Origin of the sequence: Streptomyces sp. NPDC006435 (genome assembly GCF_040612315.1) — a bacterium.
GTDB lineage: Bacteria > Actinomycetota > Actinomycetes > Streptomycetales > Streptomycetaceae > Streptomyces.
Window position 1 is genome coordinate 1 of record NZ_JBEXPY010000006.1, and the last position, 17531, is coordinate 17531.

Genomic DNA, 17531 nt, shown 5'->3' on the forward strand with positions numbered 1-17531 from the left:
CCGCCCCCTCATGAACAAACGTGGGGCGGCGGGCGGGCGGGGGGGTCCGCCGGGCGGGTGACGGCCGCGGGGTCCGCGGCGGGGCGCCCCGCCGCGGACCGCGCCACCCGGTCACGCCAGGCGTTCGGCGTTGGCCTCGATCGCGTCGCGCAGGTGCTCGGCCAGGCCCGGCCGCATCGAGTCGTAGTACGCGCGGAACCGCTCGTCGGACACGTACATCTCGCCGAGCCCCCGGTGCATCTCGGCGGAGCACTCGTAGAACCACTTGCCGATGTGGCGCCGGTGCTCCTCGGCCAGATCCATCGCCCGCTCACCGGTGGCCGGCTCCCCGGCCTCCATCAGCGCGTCGTACGCGGCGGTCCACTCGGTGACCTCCGCCTGCATCCGCTTCCAGTCGTCCTTGGTGTACCGGGCGGCCCGGCGCTGCGACTCGGCGTACAGATCGGTGCCGCCCCAGCGGCGTTCGGCCTCCTCCGCGTGCGCCTCGGGGTCCTTGTCCCCGAATACCTCGAACTTCTCCTCGGGTGTGAGGTTGATGCCCATCTTCCGTGCCTCCATGGCTTTCTCGACGGCGTCGGCCATCTTCCGGAGCTCGGCGATCCGGTCGGTCAGCAACCGGTGCTGGCGGTGCAGGTGCTCCTGCGGGTCCGCCTCCGGGTCGTCGAGCAGTACCGCGATCCGGTCGAGCGGGAAGCCCAGCTCCCGGTAGAACAGGATCTGCTGGAGCCGGTCGAGGTCGCCGTCGTCGTAACGGCGGTGACCGGCGCGGCTGCGCCCGCCGGGCGAGAGCAGCCCGATGCCGTCGTAGTGGTGCAGGGTGCGCACCGTGACTCCGGCGAACTCGGCGACCTGTCCCACGGAGTAGTCCATGACTCCCCGCTCCCTTCTCCGTTCCGGGTACGTCCCGATGCTGGGTCCTGACGTCGCGTGAGGTGCAAGCCGGAACGCCGTCGCGCCCGACGGCGCCGTCACGTTCGCCACCACCATGAGGGTTATGCGGCTTTTGCGCCGTTATGGTGAGCCGGTGGCCACCGATTCTCCCCCACCCGCCGGGTCCACCCCCGCGCCTGCCGGGCCGGCCCCGGCACCCACTCCCGCGCTCCGGCTGCTGCCCGTCATCGTGCCCGCGCTGGCCGTCGGGGTCGCCTCCGCCCTCGTCCTGCTCGGCGTGAGCACGGTCGCGGAGGAACTGCAGGACGTGCTCTGGGGGACGCTTCCCGACGCGCTCTCCATCGGCCCTTACTCCACGGTCTGGACGATCACGGTGCTGACCGCGAGCGGACTGGCGGCCGGTCTGCTGATCCGGGTGGTGCCCGGTCACGCGGGGCCCGATCCGGCGACCACGGGGCTGGTCGATCCGCCGCTGCCGCCGGGGGTGGTGCCGGGGCTGCTGCTCGTCACGGTGCTCACCCTGGCGGGCGGGATCAGCCTCGGTCCGGAGAATCCGATCACGGCCGCCAACATCGCGCTGGCCTTCTGGCTCGGCCGCCGGTTCCTGCCCGGTTCCTCCGCCGAGCTGTGGCTCTCCCTGGCCGCGGCCGGCACCATCGGCGCGCTCTTCGGCACCCCGGTCGCCGCCGCGCTGATCCTCTCGGAGATCCTCGCCTCCCGCCCCGGGCCGGGGGCCCTGTGGGACCGACTGTTCGGGCCGCTCGCGGCCGGCGCCGCCGGGGCGCTCACCATGACGCTGCTGGAGCACCCCAGCTTCGACCTGTCGCTGCCGCCCTACACCCACCCGCACTGGGGCGATCTGCTGTCCGCGGTCGTCATCGCCCTGGCCGGGGCGGCACTGGGCCTGCTGGCGGTGTACGCCTTCCCGCACGTGCACCGGTTCTTCCGGGCCCTGCGGCACCCCGTCCTGACGCTGACGCTCGGCGGGCTGCTGCTCGGGCTGCTGGGCGCGCTGGGCGGCCATCTGACCCTGTTCAAGGGGCTCGACGAGGTGAAGACGCTCGCCGCCGATCCGACGGGCTGGTCGGCCGGGGAGTTCGCCGTCATGGCCGTGGTGAAGACGGCCGCGCTGCTGATCGCGGCGACCTGCGGCTTCCGGGGCGGGCGGATCTTCCCCGCCGTCTTCGTGGGGGTCGCGCTGGGGCTCTGCGCCCACGCCCTCGTCGACCGGGTGCCGCCGGCGCTCGCGGTGACCTGCGGGGTGCTGGGGGTGCTGCTGGCCATCACCCGGCAGGGCTGGCTGAGCCTGTTCACCGCGGCGGTGCTGGTCGGCGACTCGGCCGTGCTCCCGGTCCTGTGCGTCGCCTCGCTGCCGGCCTGGCTGCTGGTGACCGGGCGCCCCCAGATGGAGCTGCACGAGGACGGTACGCCGCTGAGGTGAGCCCGGCGCGGCACCACCGCCCGACGCTCCGTCCGGCGCGCCGGACGACCGGTACTTCCGTATCGTCGCATTCGCATGCACAAGTCCCGTAAGCCCCTTCGGAGGTCCGGTCATGCCCACGCCCGTCAACGTCGCCGTCATCTACTACTCCGCGACCGGCACCGTCGCCACGATCGCCAAGGCCGTCGCGGAGTACGCAGAGAAGGCCGGGGCGGAGGTCCGGCTGCGCAGAGCCGGTGAGCTGGCCCCGCAGGCGGCCATCGACTCCAACCCGGCCTGGGCGGCCAACGCGAGGGCCACCGCGGACATCCCCGTGGCCTCACCCGACGACATGGTCTGGGCGGACGCCGTGATCTTCGGGACGCCGACCCGGTTCGGGAACGTCACCTCCCAGCTCAAGCAGTTCATCGACACCCTCGGCGGGCTCTGGCAGGCGGGCCACCTCGCCGACAAGGTCTACAGCGGCTTCACCTCCACCAGCACCACGCACGGCGGCCAGGAGTCCACGCTGCTCGCGCTCTACAACACGATCCACCACTTCGGCGGCATCCTGGTCGCCCCCGGCTACACGGACCCGTCGAAGTTCGTCGACGGCAACCCGTACGGGACCTCGCACGTCGCAGGCCAGGGCGAAATCCCGGTCGGCGAGCAGACCCTGACCGCCGCCCGGGTCCAGGCCGAACGGGTCGTGAGGTTCACCCGGGCCATCAAGGACGGCCTCGCCGCCGAGAGCTGAGAAGGGCCATCCGCCGATGCCTCTCCACGAAGGTTCCTCCCCCGCCGCGGAACCGTCCGCGAAACGCCGCAGGCTCGCCCTCAACCCGTTCTTCGGGGAGGCCGACCCGGTCGTCGGCATGGAGCTGGCGCCGCCCCGGCACCGGCTGCCCGACGGGCCCATGCCGCCCTCCATCGCGTACAACCTGGTCCATGACGAGCTGATGCTCGACGGCAACTCGCGGCTCAACCTCGCCACCTTCGTCACCACCTGGATGGAGCCCCAGGCCGGGGTGCTGATGAGCGAGTGCAGCGACAAGAACATGATCGACAAGGACGAGTACCCGCGCACCGCCGAGCTGGAGCGGCGCTGCGTGGCGATGCTCGCCGACCTCTGGCACGCCCCCGATCCCGCGGCGGTGGTGGGCTGCTCGACGACCGGTTCCAGCGAGGCCTGCATGCTCGCGGGGATGGCGCTCAAGCGCCGCTGGGCGGCCAGGAACGCCGACCGCTATCCGGCGACGGCCCGGCCGAACCTGGTCATGGGCGTCAACGTCCAGGTCTGCTGGGAGAAGTTCTGCAACTTCTGGGAGATCGAGGCGCGGCAGGTCCCGATGGAGGGCGACCGCTTCCACATCGACCCGCAGGCCGCGGCCGAACTCTGCGACGAGAACACCATCGGCGTCATCGGCATCCTCGGCTCCACCTTCGACGGTTCGTACGAGCCGATCGCGGAGCTCTGCGCCGCGCTGGACGCCCTCCAGGAGCGCACCGGAATCGACGTCCCCGTCCATGTGGACGGGGCGTCCGGGGCGATGGTGGCGCCGTTCCTCGACGAGGACCTGGTGTGGGACTTCCGGCTGCCGAGGGTGTCCTCCATCAACACCTCCGGGCACAAGTACGGCCTGGTCTACCCGGGCATCGGCTGGGCGCTGTGGCGCTCCCCGGCCGAGCTGCCCGAGGAGCTGGTGTTCCGGGTCAACTACCTGGGCGGCGAGATGCCCACCTTCGCGCTGAACTTCTCCCGGCCCGGCGCCCAGGTGGTGGCGCAGTACTACACCTTCCTGCGGCTGGGACGGGACGGCTACCGGGCCGTCCAGCAGGCCTCCCGGGACGTGGCCCGCGGGCTCGCGGAGCGCATCGAGGGCCTCGGCGACTTCCGGCTCCTCACCCGCGGCGACCAGCTGCCCGTGTTCGCGCTGACGACCGCGCCGGACGTGGAGGCGTACGACGTCTTCGACGTGTCGCGGCGGCTGCGCGAGCACGGCTGGCTGGTGCCCGCGTACACGTTCCCGGCCGACCGGCAGGATCTGGCGGTGCTGCGGGTGGTGTGCCGCAACGGCTTCTCGTCGGACCTCGCCGAACTGCTGGTCGGGGACCTCCGGCGGATCCTGCCCGACCTGCGCCGTCAGCCGCACCCGTTGAGCCGCGACAAGCAGGTGGCGACGTCCTTCCACCACTGACGCCCGGCCCGCGCCGCGCGGTCCACGAGGACCGGTCCGGACCGGGCGAAGGGGGCTACTCCTCGTCGCCGGGGTCCGGGACGCCCGTCGCGTACGGGTTCTCCTGCCCCTCGGCGAGCACGCCGACGAAGGGCTCGCCCTTCTCCCCCGCGAAGGTGTACGCGCCGCCCTCGATGCGGGCGATCAGGCCGCGCGTCCACTCCGCCCCGGCGTCCGCCGAGTGGACCCACAGGTTCATGATCTCGCCGATGTGGCCGACCGACTCGGGACCGGCCTCCGGCAGGTAGTGGGTGGTGACCGAGTCCCGCCAGGCCGCGAGGCCGGCCACCCGCTCCTTGAGCAGCGCGACCGCCTCGGCCCGCTCCAGGTCGATGATGCCGCCGAGGCCCGCCGACAGCACGTCCGGCCGCTGGTCGTACGAGGTCAGCGCGGCGCGCACCAGCGCCAGGTACTCCTCCTCGCCCGCCTCGGTGAGCTCGTACTCGGTGCGGGGCGGGCCGCCGGCCGCGCTCGGGGCGGTCTCGTGCTCGACCAGCAGGCCCTGCTTCGCCATCTGCTTCAGTGCGTGGTAGATCGATCCGGGTTTGGCGTTGGACCACTCGTGGGCGCCCCAGTACTCCAGGTCGTTGCGGACCTGGTAGCCGTGCGCCCGGCCGTGCTGCCGGACGGCACAGAGAACCAGCAGCCGGATCGCGGACATCTCACGCACCCCTTCTGGTCAACTTTGACCAGAGTAACCGCCCGCCTCGGCGACCAGCTCGAACGCGGTGCGGCCGTCCAGGGACTCCCGGATGATGTCGGCGTGCCCGGCGTGCCGGGCGTGCTCCTCGACGAGGTGGATCAGCAGCCACCGCATCGAGACCTGTTCGTCCTTCGGGAACCAGGGCGCCTCGGGCAGCGGGAAGGTGTCGTCCAGGCTGGGCACCGAGCGGATGAACTTCTCCACCTGGGCCGCGACGCCGTCCCAGAACTCCAGGATCCGCGGCACCGTCTCATCGTCGACGAGCCGGAAGCTGTCCGCCCAGTTGCTCTCGTCGCGGGCGATCTCGCTCGGCTGCTGCTGGGCCATCCGCAGCCAGTTCAGCTCGGTCTCGGCGACGTGCTTGAGCAGCCCGGAGAGGGAGAGCCCGCTGGCGCTGGGGCGGCTCGCCGCCTGCTCCTCGGTCAGTCCGAGCAGCGCGCGACGGATGCCGCCGCGCTGGGCCTCGACGAAGGAGAGGAGAACGCCGCGCTCGTCGCCGGGGGTTCCTGCGGGAACGTGAGTGACCATGATGTCCGCCTTGATGCTCGGTGCCGGTTCTTCCTGACACGGATCAAGCTATGGCCCATCGCGGTCAGCTTCCGTCCTAAAGGAGGAAGGGGCGGCAGAAAGAGGGGACAAAAAACGGGCCGCCCGCAGAGGCGGGCGGCCCGAGGAGGCGCCGGGGGCGGGGGCGTCGGGAGCGGGGGCGTCAGAAGGGGAAGACCGCGCGCTCGTGCCGGACGGAGACCCACCGCTGGGTGGTGAAGGCGTCGACGGTCGCCTCGCCGTTCAGCCGGCCGAGCCCGGAGAACTTCTCGCCGCCGAAGGCCACCAGCGGGTCGTCCTGGACGGTGGAGTCGTTGACGTGGAACATCCCGCTGACGACGCGCCGGGCGAACCGCACCCCGCGCTCGACGTCGCGGGTGTGCACGGCGCCGCTCAGCCCGTACGGGGTGTCGTTGGCGATCCGTACGGCGTCGTCCTCGCCGTCGAACGTCATCAGCAGCGCCACCGGGCCGAATATCTCCTGGGACAGCAGCGGGGAGTCCTCGGGGAGCCCGGCGAGCACGGTGGGCTCCACGAGGTTGCCCCGGGTCCGGCCGCGGACGAGCGCGGTCGCCCCGTCGGCGATCGCCCGGTCGACGAGCGCGGTCAGGGCGTCGGCCCGGAAGGTGTTGATGACCGGGCCGATCCGGGTCTCCGGGTCGCGCGGGTCACCGGTCGTCAGCGCGGCGACCGCGGCGGTGAACCTCTCGGTGAACTCCCGCTCGATCCGGCGGTCCACCAGGATGCGGTTGGCGGCCATGCAGACCTGCCCCTGGTACACGAAGCGGCTGAAGACGGCCGCTTCGACCGCGTAGTCGATGTCCGCGTCCTCCAGCACCACCAGGGCGCTGTTGCCGCTGAGTTCGAGGATCGTCCGTTTGAAGTGCCCGGCCGCGACCGCGCCGACGTGGCGGCCGACCCGGTCCGATCCGGCGAAGGAGATCACCGCGGGCACGGGGTGCTCGATGAACGCGTTCCCGATCTCGGCGACGTCGGTGACCAGGACGTTGAACAGCCCGGCGGGCAGCCCGGCGTCCTCGAAGATCCGGGCGATCAGCCCGCCGCCGACGACCGGGGCGTTCTGGTTGGGCTTGACGACGACCGCGTTGCCGAGCGCGAGGGCCGGCGCGACGGACTTCATCGTCACCAGGAACGGGAAGTTGTAGGGGGTGATCACGCCGATGACGCCGACGGGCAGCCGGTGGAGGCGGTTCTCCCTGCCGTCCGCCGGGGAGGGCAGGAGGCTGCCCTGCGGGCGCAGCGCCCGGTGGATCGCGTCGCGCAGGAACTCCAGGGCGGCGCGGAACTCGTACTCCGCCTTGATGCGGGTGCCGCCCAGTTCGTCGATGATCGCGTCGACGATCTCGTCGTGCCGTTCCTCGGTGATGCGCAGGGCGCGTTCCAGGACGGCCCGGCGCTCGTACGGATTGGTGGTGGCCCAGCTCCGCTGGGCACGCTCGGCGGCGCGGTAGGCCAGGTCGACCTCGTGCGCGGTGGCGATGGGGATCTCGGCGAGTTTCTCCCCGTTGTAGGGGTTGAAATCGATGATGTCCCACGATCCGGTACCGGTCCGCCATTCACCGTCGATGTATTGGTGGGCCAGCTCGTGGAAGAAGGACATACGATCCCTTAACTCATCCGCAGACTTCCGTCGAACCGTCATCGTACTGATGAATCAGATGAGTTGGAGCAGACCGCGGAGCAGATCGCGGCTCTCCTCGGCATCCGGACTGTCCTCGTGCAGCCGCGCCATGGCCTTTTCGTACTGAGCGACTTCTTCGGCCTTGTCCAGATAGAGCGCACTTGTCAGCTGCTCCAAATAGACAATGTCCGACAGATCGGATTCCGGGAATCGCAGCATCGTGAAGGAACCGCCCTCCCCGGCATGCCCGCCGAAACTGAACGGCATCACCTGAAGAGTGATGTTGGGCTGCTCCGACATTTCGATCAGATGCCGCAATTGCCCCCGCATCACTTCCCGGTCGCCGTACGGGCGGCGCAGCGCGGCCTCGTCCAGCACCGCGTGGAAGCTGGGCGCGTTCTCGGACACGAGGGCCTTCTGGCGTTCCAGCCGCAGCGCCACGCGGCGGTCGATCTCGACGGCGGGGGCGTCGCCCATGCCCCGGGTGACGACCGCGTGCGCGTACGCCTCGGTCTGCAACAGGCCGTGGACGAACTGGACTTCGTACACCCGGATGAGCGAGGCCGCCCCCTCCAGGCCGATGTAGGTCTGGAACCACCCGGGCAGCACGTCGCCGTAACTGTGCCACCAGCCCGCCACGTTGGCCTCGCGGGCCAGCCCGAGCAGGGCGTCCCGTTCCGCCTCGTCCGTGACGCCGTAGAGCGTGAGCAGGTCCTCGACGTCCCTGGCCTTGAAGCTCACCCGTCCCAACTCCATGCGGCTGATCTTCGATTCGGAGGCCCGGATGGAGTAGCCGGCCGCCTCACGCGTGATGCCGCGCGAGTCGCGCAACCGCCTGAGCTGCGAGCCCAGCAGGATGCGCCGCACCACAGATCCACTCGACTCGCCTGCCGCCACCGGTCCGGTCCTTCCCTTCGCTTCCTGGGCATCGGGGCTCCCCCTCGATCCCCAAGTGCCGGATTCTGCCACCAAAACGCTTCAGCCCGTACTCATTCGATTACGGAAATGGGAAGACTTCCGTAAAGCTGCAAAAATACGCAAGGGAAGAAATGACCAAGAACCGGCACGGGTTCGGACAGGTCAGGCGCGTGCACGTGCATCTGCCCTTGCATCTGCCCTACGCATTGGGAACGATGGAGCCCGCGCACCTGCGTGCTCGTTCGTGTTGTGCCGCTGTACCCCCCGCAGTACCGATACAGCCGCGAATCCCGGGAGTGCCTCGCATGGGGACGAATGGATCGACGATGCTCGAGCCGTTAAGGCAGGGGCTTCCCCCCATCGATCCCTCAGCCGCCTCCGGGTCAGCCACCTGCACCCTTCCCGCCCGCTACGAAGCCGTGAGCGGTGCACGGAAGTTCACCCGGACGACGCTGAACGGATGGGGGCTGGGCGAGCGCTTCGACGACGTCGCACTGGTCGTCTCCGAACTCGTCACCAATGCCCTGCGGCACGCCCTGCCCGGGGACAACGCACCGAACCCCCAGGACCCGCCGGTACGGCTGCACTTGATGCGGTGGAGCTCACGTCTGGTGTGCGCGGTGCGCGACCCCAGCCAGGAGAGCCCGATCGCCTCCGAGGCGCCGGACTCCGCGGAGTCCGGGCGGGGCCTCTTCCTCGTGGAGTCCTTCAGCGACTCGTGGGGCTGGCACCCGTCCCCCGCGCCGGACGCCGTCGGCCCGGACGGCTCGGCAACGTGCGGCAAGGTGGTCTGGGCGCTGTTCCGGCTCTCCGACGGCAGATGACCGGCAGCGGATGACCGGCAGTCGGCCGACGGCGGATCCGCGACGGATCGGCGGTCGACCGGTCACGGACCGGCGGGCGACCGGCGGATGACGACCTGACGGCGCACACCTCTTCGGGGTGTGCGCCGGAGTGCGTTCGGACGGAATGCCGCCTGCGACGGGTACGGGATTTCCACGGCGCGCCGACTATGGGCGCGGCGCCGGACACTCGGGTCCGGGGCGGTCAGCCGCCCGCGACCAAGTGGTCGAACTCCCCGTCCTTCACGCCGAGCAGCAACGCCTCTATCTCGGCCGGCGTATAGACCAGGGCCGGCCCGTCGGGGTGGCGCGAATTCCGCATCGCCACATCTCCGTCGGGCAGTTTCGCGAACTCCACGCAGGATCCCTGGGAGTTGCTGTGTCTGCTCTTCTGCCAGACGACTCCGTGAAGCTCTGTGGCCGCCATGCCGTTGTACACGTGGTGCACAGGACGCTCCCCGAGTTGCAAGGTGCAAGTGTCAACTGTCCCGGATCATAGCTCTGTTCAAATTTCCCTGCATGAGCAGATGCATGCGCGGATGCACGTGCACGCGGGGTGTTCCCACGATTACAGCTTTACTCCCAGGGATAGACGCACGGAACGGCTCTTCGGCTCCATCTGCCCCGAGATGAACGCACCACACCGGTGGAGCGCGCTGATAACTTGGCTCGGACTTTCGTCGACAAGGGGGAATTACAGATGCACAGAGTCGTACGTGCCGGTGCGGTGCTCGCGACCGGAATCCTCGCCACCGTCGCGCTGACGGGCTGCAGCAGCGACAGCGGGAAGGACGACCCGGGCAAGGACTCCGCCGCGGGGCAGGAGACGCCCGCCCAGGGTTCCGGCGGCGGGGACGACGACGCCTCCGCGGGCGACGCCTCGATGCTGGAGGGCGGCTGGGCCGGGCAGACCGACGGCAAGGCCATCGTCCTGTCCGTTTCCTCGGGCAAGGCGGCGCTCGTCACCGAGGAGCGCGCCTGCACGGGCACCGTGCAGGACACGGACAAGGTGGTGATCGCGCTGAAGTGCGTCAGCGGCGGCACCGACCGCACCTCGGGGTCCGTCGAGTCCAACGACGGCAAGACCGTCGTGATCTCCTGGGACAGCGGGGTCAAGGACACCCTGGCCAAGACCGACCCGGGCGCCCTGCCGTCGGGCCTGCCCGAACTCCCTGACATGTCGGACCTGCCGACGTCCTGACGAACCGACCGGCCCGGCGGCTCCGACCCGGCCGCCGGAACCGTCGGATTCCCGATGTGCCGGTCGGCATCGCGCGCGGTGCGCGACCGCTTCACTCCGCCCGGCCACCGGGCCGATCCGAATCCGGCTCGGGGCCGGTGCCGGGATCGGTGCCGGGATCGGGATCGGTGCCGGGCTTCGTCCCGGGTCCGGACTCGGGGGCGGGCTTCGCCTTCGACTTCGGTTCCGGCTTCGGTTTCGGCTTCGACCTCGACTTCGACTTCGCCGATCCGTCCAGGCCCCGGGAGAACTCCTCCAGGGCGTCGAGGAGGAGGTGGGCCCCTTCCCGTACGAAGGGGTCGTCCGCCCTCCCCTCGCCCGAGCCCTGCCGCGCGTCCCACTCCGCCAGTGCCTCGCGCACCTCGGACCAGTCCGGTACGCGCCGCTCCCGCACCTCCTTCGCGCCCTGTTCGGTGGCCCGGCGCAGCGCTCCGGCAAGACGTGCGGCGTCCGGTACGGGGGTGGCGCCGCCGCCGGGGAGGTGTGCCTCCAGCAGCATCGCGGCCCGGCCGAGTTCGGCGAGCGCGTGCTGGGTGTCGTCGGCGGCGGCGCGGGAGAGACCGCGGTTGCGCACCGGTTCGTGCTGGGCGATCGCCAGCGCCTCCTGCCAGGCGACCCGGGCCTCACGGGTGTCGAGCAGCGCCGAGCGGACGTCGTCGTGGCCGCGTTCGGCCGGTTCGGCGTACTGGTCGACGACCGAGGCGGCGTACCGCCCGTCCGCCTTCAGCCAGTCCCCGAGCCTGCCGCGCAGCCGCGGCGTCTCCCACGCCGGGTAGAGCGCGTACGAGATCATCGCGAGGAGACCTCCGGCGAGGGTGAGGACGACCCGTTCCAGCACGGTCTGCGACCAGTCGTCGCCCGCCATGCCGAGCAGGAAGACGACGTACGCGGAGATGCACGCCTGGCCGACCACGTACCCGGTGCGCATCAGCAGGTACATCAGCAGGGCGCAGAGCACGGCGAGCGTCGCGGCCAGGCCCGTGCCGGGCCGGGTGGCCTGGACGATCCCCGTGGCGAGCGACACCCCGACGATCGTGCCGCCGAACCGGGCCACGGAGCGCCCGTACGTCTGGGAGAACTCCGGCCGCATCACCATGACGGCCGCCATCGGTGCCCAGTAGCCGTGTCCGAACGGCAGCGCGGTGCCGATGAGGTAGCCGACGGCCACGACGACGGAGACCCGGACGGCGTGCCGCAGGATCGGTGAACCGGGGCGCAGTTCGGCGCGCATCGCCTTCACCACGACGGGGACCAGTCGCAGGAGGGTGGGGCGGCGGCGGTGCGGCGCGGCGGCGGGGGTTGCGTCCGCACCGGCCTTGATGGACTCGGCGGCCCGGTCCGCCTCGGCCTTCTCCTCCTTCGTCCCCTCGCCGTCGGCCGTCTCGATGACGTCGGAGAGCAGCGCGCCGAGCCGGTCGGCGGCCCGGCGCGGCGGGCCGGTGAGCAGCGTCCCGGTGTCCGGGGTCCGCAGCGCGGCCACGGCGGCCGGGGACAGTTCGACCGGGTCGCCGTGGCGGATCGCGTGGGCCGCCGAGTCGAGCACCGACCCGGCGGCGGCCAGGAGTTCGCGGACCCGGTCCCGCTCGGGCCCCTCGGACGGCACGCCCAGCGACGGGTCGGCGAGCGAGGCGAGGACCGGCCGGATGCGTTCGGCGATGCCCCGGGAGCCCCGCAGTTCGGGCGGGCGGCGGCGGGCCTGGCGCGGGGTGACCGCCGCCGCGCTGCGGGCCGTCATCAGCGGCACCGGGTCGAAGGGGGCGACCGGGTCGTGGCGCAGCCGCCGGGCGTAGTCGGCCTCGGCGGCCAGCGCGTCGGCGAGGGCGTCGCGCTGGGCACCCCATCTCCGTACCGGGAACAGGACGATCAGCGTCGCCTGCACGATCCCGCCGACCAGGATCATCACGGCGTGCACGGCCGAGTCGGCGACGGAGGTCGGCAGGGTGATCGTGACCAGCATGATCGCCACGTTGGAGGCCGCGATGAGGCCGCCGGTCGGGCCCGCCGCCCAGGCCAGGCCCGCGACGAACGTCCAGATCACCAGCAGGGCCAGGAAGAGCAGCAGCCGGGAGCCGGTGAGGTAGCCGAGGAACGTGGACACGGCGAGGCTCGCCCCGGAGACCAGCGCGAGCACCGGCCGGGGGCGCCAGCTGCGCTGGAACGTGGCGATGGCCGCCTGGAACGCGCCGAACGCGGAGCTCGCGGCGACCACGGGGCCGAAGAGCGCGAGGGAGATCCCGATGACGAGGGCGAGACCGGCCGCGCCGCGGATCGCGATGAGCGGTTCGAGACGTTGCCGCTCGATCTTCAGCCCCGAGCGGGCGGTCTCCTTCAGCGCCCGGAGCCAGCTCATGCCCAGAGCCTAACCGGAATTCCCGTTTTGCCCCGAGTCGAGAGAGCCCGAATCCCTCGGGCCCCGGAAAATCGTCAGGCCCGGGAAAATCGTCCGGCCCTCCACGGCCCGCGGTCGGCGGTCGGCGGTCGGCGGTCGGCGGTCGGCGGTCGGTGGTCGGTGCTCAACGGCCCACGGTCGGCGGCCCACGATCAGCGGTTCCCGGTCGGCGGCTCCCGGTCGGCGGTCAGTGCTTCCCGGGCCGGCCGCGCAGTTGCGGGCCCGGCCCGCCCATCCGTGCCCGGTCAGCGGCGGCCGTGCCGTGGTTCCAGCCGTCCAGGTCCGTGACGCCCCTGACCCGGGTGGTCGTGGTTCGGGGGAACATCCGCTCGGCGGCGTCCGTGACCGCCACGTCCCGGGCGGCGAGCACCGGGAGCAGCTGCGGGTCGCCCCCTCCCCCGTCCCCCGCACCGGAACCGGTCCCCGCCCCGGCCTCGGCGGCCGCGGTGACGCGGGCGGTGTCGGCGGCGAGCCGACTGCCCAGCCGCTGGGCGTACGCCATCAGGAAGGACTGCCGGAAAGTCTTGGTCCGCTTGCGTCCGCCGGCCCGCTGGCCCGCCTCCGCCTTCGTCATCGCCACCGTGCCCTGGACCAGCAGGGAGGTGTACAGCAGCTCCACGGAGTCCAGGTCCGGTTCGAAGCCGACCACCGTGGAGAAGCCGAGGTCGCTGTTCCACACCGCGCGGCAGCGGTTCGCGGAGGCGACCGCGTCGAGCAGGATCGCCTTCGCCGTCTCGTACGGCGCGTCCACCCCGACCCGGCACGCCCCGGGCGCCTCCTCGCTGTGCGTACGGGCGGCGAGCAGGGCCTCGTCGATGGAGTGCCGGGCCATCAGCTCCTGCGCCTTGGTGGTCAGGGCCTCCGCCTCCTCGGGGAAGCCGGTTGCCTCGGCCTTGGCGAGCAGGGCCCGGATCCGGGTCAGCATCCGGGGTTCGTCGTGCGCGGGCGGCAGTCGGAGATCGTGCGGGACGGCGCCGGGCGGCGGCCCGACCGGTTCGATGGCGGGGAGCCGGAGCAGCAGCCGGTACAGCCCGAGGACGGCGGACGCGTAGGAGAAACGGTCCGGCCGGTTGCGGGGCGGGGCGTCCGGGAGCCCGTCGAGCTGGGCGCGCCAGCGCGGCGGCAGCGGCTCGTACCGCCCGGTCTCCGAGCCGATCAGCCCGGCGGCGATCCCGGCCGCGGTCTCGTCGAGCTCGCGGCGGACGGTGCGTACGACGTCGGCGGGCTGCCAGCCGCGCTCCCAGGCCCGGCGGACGAACTCCTCGCCGCGCCGGAACAGTTCCGCGTCGGCCGTCGGATCGGCGGCGAGCAGCGAGGCACCGGCGTCGAGTCCGGCGTCGCCCTCCGAGTAGAGGGCCGCCGCGAATGCCTGGTCGATCACCGGTTCCATGAGGTCAGGGTAGGCAGGGCGGAACGGAGGGGTAGGGCTGGCCCCACCGTGCGGACGGGCCCTGGTGGTCGTGATCGCGGGACACGGAAACGGTTCGATCGCAGGTATGACCTCCCCGCACCCGTCCACCGCGTCCGCCGCACCCTCTGCGTCCGGCCGGCGTGCCGCGGCGTCCGTGTCCGGCGCCGACGCCGTACGGCTCCGTTCCCTGCGCCGGGCCTACGACCGGGTCGACGCCCTCGACGGCGTCGACCTCGCCGTCCGCACCGGCACCTTCACCGCCGTCATGGGCCCGTCCGGGTCCGGCAAGTCCACGCTGCTGCACTGCGCGGCCGGGCTGGACCGGCCGACGTCCGGGACCGTCGAGGTGGGCGGGACGGAACTGACCGGACTGAGCGAGCGCCGGCTGACGCTGCTGCGCCGGGACCTGATCGGCTTCGTCTTCCAGTCGTTCAACCTCGTCCCCTCGCTGACCGCCGCGCAGAACGTCGCGCTGCCGCTGCGCCTCGCGGGCCGCCGCCCGTCCCGTGCCGAGGTGCGGGAGGCCCTGGCACGGGTCGGCCTCGCCGACCGGGCGGGGCACCGGCCCACCGAGCTGTCCGGCGGCCAGCAGCAGCGGGTGGCCCTGGCGCGGGCCCTGATCACCCGGCCCGCGGTGCTCTTCGGCGACGAACCGACCGGCGCGCTGGACACCGCGACGAGCCGGGAGGTGATGGAGATGCTGCGGGAACTGGTGGACCTGGAGGGGCAGACGATCGTGATGGTCACCCACGACCCTGTGGCCGCGGCGTACGCGGACCGGGTGGTCTTCCTGGTCGACGGGCGGGTGGCGGACGACCTGGCCGCTCCCGGCGCCGAGCGGATCGCGGCCCGGCTCACGGCGGGCCGCGAACGCGCCGGGCACGGCACGCGCGGAAACGGCACCCGTGGCGCCGGGCGCGGCAACAGCAACAGCAACAGCAACAGCAACAGCGTCGGCACCGGCACCGGCACCGGCATCAACGCCGGCACCCAGGCCCCGGAGGCGTCGTGCTGACCGTCGCCCTCGCCTCCCTGCGCGCCCGCTGGACCACGCTCATCGGCACCTTCGTCGCGCTCGCGCTGGGTGTGGGGCTGATCGCGACCATGGGCCTCGGGCTCGCCTCGACCCTCGACGCCCCGGACCGGGCGCCGCAGCGGTTCGCCGGATCGCCGGTGGTCGTGATGGGCGTCGACACCCTGACCGTACGGGTGCGGCGCGGGCCGTCCACAGCCGAGGTCGGTCACCGGCTCGCCCATCCACACCCTGTGGACACCGAACTCCTGCGCGAACTCCGGGCGCTCGGTCCGGTGACCCGGGACGACGGGCCGGAGCTCGTCGGACCGCCCTCCGCCACCGGCCGGGCGACGCGCGGCCCGGACGCCGTGGGGGTGGACGCGCCAGCCGACGAGGTGCGCCGCGTCGTCGGCGACCGCGCCCAGGTCCTCACCGGGGACGACCGGCGCCGCGCCGACCCGGACACGGAGCGGGACGCCGAGGGGCTGGTGGCCGTGAACGCCCTGCTCGGCACGGCCGGTGGCGTCACCGCCTTCGTCTCGGTCTTCGTCGTCGCGTCGACGTTCGCCTTCTCGGTGGCCCTGCGCCGCCGCGAGTTCGGGCTGCTGCGCACGGCGGGGGCGACGCCCGGCCAGTTGCGGCGGCTGCTGCTGACGGAGGCCGCCGTGATCGGCGTGCTCGCCTCCGCCGCCGGGTGCGCGCTGGGCCGCCTGGCCGCGCCGGTGCTCGCCGAACTGCTGGTGGCGGAGGGCATGGCACCGTCCTGGTTCGCGATCCGCCCGATCGCCTGGCCGCTCCACGTCGCCTTCTGGACCGGTCAGGCCGTGGCGCTCGCGGGGGTCTGGGCGGCCTCGCGGCGGGCGGGCCGGACCGGGCCGGCGGAGGCGCTGCGCGAGGCCGACGTCGACACGGGCGTGCTCCCGCCGGTCCGCCGTCTGCTCGGCGTCGCACTGCTCGCGGGGGCCGCGTTCCTGATGACGAAGTCCCTGGTCGCCGACCCGTCCGCGCTGCTGAAGCGGAAGACGTACATCACTCAGCCGATGGTCCTGATCACGGCCGTCGCGCTGCTCGCACCGCTGCTGGTGCGCCCGTTGGCCCGACTGGTCCGGCTGCCGGGGGCGACCGGGACGCTCGTGTCCGCGAACACGTCGGCGGCGTTGCGGCGCACGGCCGCGATCGTCGCCCCGGTGCTGGTCATCGTGGGGCTGGCCGGTTCGGTGGCCGGTTCGGCGATGTCGGTGTCGGCGGCGCGGGCGGCGGAGGCGCGTGAGCACACCCGGGCCGACCTGGTCGTGACGGGACGGGATCTGAGGCCCCGTCCGGTGCCGGGCGCGACGCTCTCCGCCTCGGCCCCCACCGCCGTCCACGTACGGGAGGAGGGCTCCGCCCTCGTCACGTCCGAGGCCCGCGCGGTGGACGACCCGAAGGCCCTCGCGGCGGTCGGCCGACTGCCGGTGGTGGCGGGCGACATCAGGGATCTGGACGACCGCTCGATCGTGGTGAACGAGGAGTGGGAGCAGCACACCGTGGGCTCGACGGTGCGGGTGTGGCTGGGCGACGGGCGGCCGGCGAAGCTGCGGATCGTGGCGGTGCTGGCGCTCGGGACGGGGAACAACGGGGCCTATGTGACCAGGGCGAACGCACCGGCGGCCGGGGTGGACCGGATCGACGTGCGCCTCGCGCCGGGCGCCGACCGGGCCGCCGTCGCCGAGCGGCTGCGCGGGACGGGCGGCACGGTGCGGCCGGTGGAGCGGTGGCTGGCCGCGACGCATCCCCGCACCGGTGCGCAGACCCGGTTCGGCCTGGCCGTGGTCCTGGGCATCGCGCTGGTCTACACGGTGATCGCCCTGGCCAACACGTTGCTGATGGCGGGGTCCGTACGGGCCCGGGAGCTGGACGCGCTCCGGCTGGCCGGCGCCACCCGGCCGCGGGTCCTCGCGGTGGTGGCCGGGGAGACCCTCTTCGCGGTCGGGCTCGGGGCGGTGCTCGGCCTGGCCGTGACCGCGGTGAACCTGGCGGGCCCGGCCGCCGCGCTGGCCTCGCTTTCCGCGCCGGTCGAGGTGTCGGTGCCGTGGTCGCTGACGGGCGGCGCGGCGGGGGTGTGCGCGGTGGTCGCGGTGGGGGCGGCGCTGCTGCCGGGGGCGGTGCGCCGCACGCGCTGCCGGTGACCGGGTTCGGCGGCCCGGCCGGACCGGGCCGCCGAACCCGGCCGGGCAACGTCTGTGGTCCATCCAGCGGCACTTGCTGACGGGGCATCCGCTTTCCCCTTTCGTCACG

General features: G+C 72.6%; 15 protein-coding genes. 7 read left to right on the top strand and 8 right to left on the bottom strand.

Features of this window, described 5'->3' with window-relative positions; genetic code table 11:
- Positions 1-111: 111 nt before the first annotated feature.
- Entirely contained in the window at positions 112-870 is a 759-nt protein-coding gene (locus ABZZ04_RS09050; RefSeq protein WP_356931532.1) for a MerR family transcriptional regulator, read from the bottom strand.
- Between the two features lie 235 nt (positions 871-1105).
- Here ABZZ04_RS09050 and ABZZ04_RS09055 point away from each other — a divergent pair, with 235 nt between their 5' ends.
- From ABZZ04_RS09055 to ABZZ04_RS09065, 3 genes are all read left to right on the top strand, one after another.
- Positions 1106-2332: an ion channel protein gene (locus ABZZ04_RS09055; RefSeq protein ID WP_356931767.1), complete on the top strand. Its 1227-nt coding sequence runs from the start codon at positions 1106-1108 to the stop codon at positions 2330-2332.
- A 112-nt stretch (positions 2333-2444) separates the two neighbouring features.
- Positions 2445-3068 (top strand): NAD(P)H:quinone oxidoreductase, encoded by a 624-nt coding sequence (wrbA, locus tag ABZZ04_RS09060; RefSeq protein WP_356931533.1) that lies wholly within the window; start codon positions 2445-2447, stop codon positions 3066-3068.
- A 16-nt stretch (positions 3069-3084) separates the two neighbouring features.
- Positions 3085-4509, top strand: a complete 1425-nt coding sequence (locus tag ABZZ04_RS09065; RefSeq protein ID WP_356931534.1) for a glutamate decarboxylase — start codon at positions 3085-3087, stop codon at positions 4507-4509.
- 55 nt (positions 4510-4564) lie between these two features.
- On the opposite strand, the gene ABZZ04_RS09070 is transcribed toward ABZZ04_RS09065, so the two are convergent.
- The 4 genes from ABZZ04_RS09070 to ABZZ04_RS09085 all read right to left on the bottom strand — a co-directional run bounded on the left by ABZZ04_RS09070 (position 4565) and on the right by ABZZ04_RS09085 (position 8336).
- The gene (locus ABZZ04_RS09070; protein WP_356931535.1) at positions 4565-5209 is read right to left on the bottom strand and encodes a PadR family transcriptional regulator; all 645 of its coding nucleotides are present in this window, start codon (positions 5207-5209) and stop codon (positions 4565-4567) included.
- Between the two features lie 18 nt (positions 5210-5227).
- Entirely contained in the window at positions 5228-5779 is a 552-nt protein-coding gene (locus ABZZ04_RS09075) for a DinB family protein (protein ID WP_356931536.1), read from the bottom strand.
- 181 nt (positions 5780-5960) lie between these two features.
- Positions 5961-7418, bottom strand: coding sequence for an aldehyde dehydrogenase family protein (locus ABZZ04_RS09080; protein WP_356931537.1), 1458 nt, complete (start codon positions 7416-7418; stop codon positions 5961-5963).
- Positions 7419-7472: 54 nt separating this feature from the next.
- Positions 7473-8336, bottom strand: a complete 864-nt coding sequence (locus ABZZ04_RS09085; RefSeq protein WP_356931538.1) for a helix-turn-helix transcriptional regulator — start codon at positions 8334-8336, stop codon at positions 7473-7475.
- Positions 8337-8683: 347 nt separating this feature from the next.
- Here ABZZ04_RS09085 and ABZZ04_RS09090 point away from each other — a divergent pair, with 347 nt between their 5' ends.
- Complete coding sequence (locus ABZZ04_RS09090) at positions 8684-9181, top strand: ATP-binding protein (RefSeq protein ID WP_356931539.1); 498 nt, start codon at positions 8684-8686, stop codon at positions 9179-9181.
- Between the two features lie 223 nt (positions 9182-9404).
- Here ABZZ04_RS09090 and ABZZ04_RS09095 read toward each other — a convergent pair whose 3' ends face one another.
- On the bottom strand, positions 9405-9647 hold the full coding sequence (locus tag ABZZ04_RS09095; RefSeq protein ID WP_148840675.1) for a DUF397 domain-containing protein: 243 nt from the start codon (positions 9645-9647) through the stop codon (positions 9405-9407).
- 252 nt (positions 9648-9899) lie between these two features.
- Between ABZZ04_RS09095 and ABZZ04_RS09100 the strand changes: the two genes are divergently transcribed.
- Complete coding sequence (locus ABZZ04_RS09100) at positions 9900-10400, top strand: hypothetical protein (RefSeq protein WP_356931540.1); 501 nt, start codon at positions 9900-9902, stop codon at positions 10398-10400.
- 91 nt (positions 10401-10491) lie between these two features.
- On the opposite strand, the gene ABZZ04_RS09105 is transcribed toward ABZZ04_RS09100, so the two are convergent.
- On the bottom strand, positions 10492-12789 hold the full coding sequence (locus tag ABZZ04_RS09105) for an FUSC family protein (protein WP_356931541.1): 2298 nt from the start codon (positions 12787-12789) through the stop codon (positions 10492-10494).
- 226 nt (positions 12790-13015) lie between these two features.
- On the bottom strand, positions 13016-14218 hold the full coding sequence (locus ABZZ04_RS09110; RefSeq protein ID WP_356931542.1) for a DUF2786 domain-containing protein: 1203 nt from the start codon (positions 14216-14218) through the stop codon (positions 13016-13018).
- A 106-nt stretch (positions 14219-14324) separates the two neighbouring features.
- Between ABZZ04_RS09110 and ABZZ04_RS09115 the strand changes: the two genes are divergently transcribed.
- Both ABZZ04_RS09115 and ABZZ04_RS09120 read left to right on the top strand, forming a co-directional pair.
- Positions 14325-15254: an ABC transporter ATP-binding protein gene (locus ABZZ04_RS09115; protein WP_356931543.1), complete on the top strand. Its 930-nt coding sequence runs from the start codon at positions 14325-14327 to the stop codon at positions 15252-15254.
- The gene (locus tag ABZZ04_RS09120) at positions 15248-17422 is read left to right on the top strand and encodes an FtsX-like permease family protein (protein WP_356931544.1); all 2175 of its coding nucleotides are present in this window, start codon (positions 15248-15250) and stop codon (positions 17420-17422) included. Before ABZZ04_RS09115 ends, ABZZ04_RS09120 begins: the two co-directional genes overlap by 7 nt.
- Positions 17423-17531 lie beyond the last annotated feature (109 nt).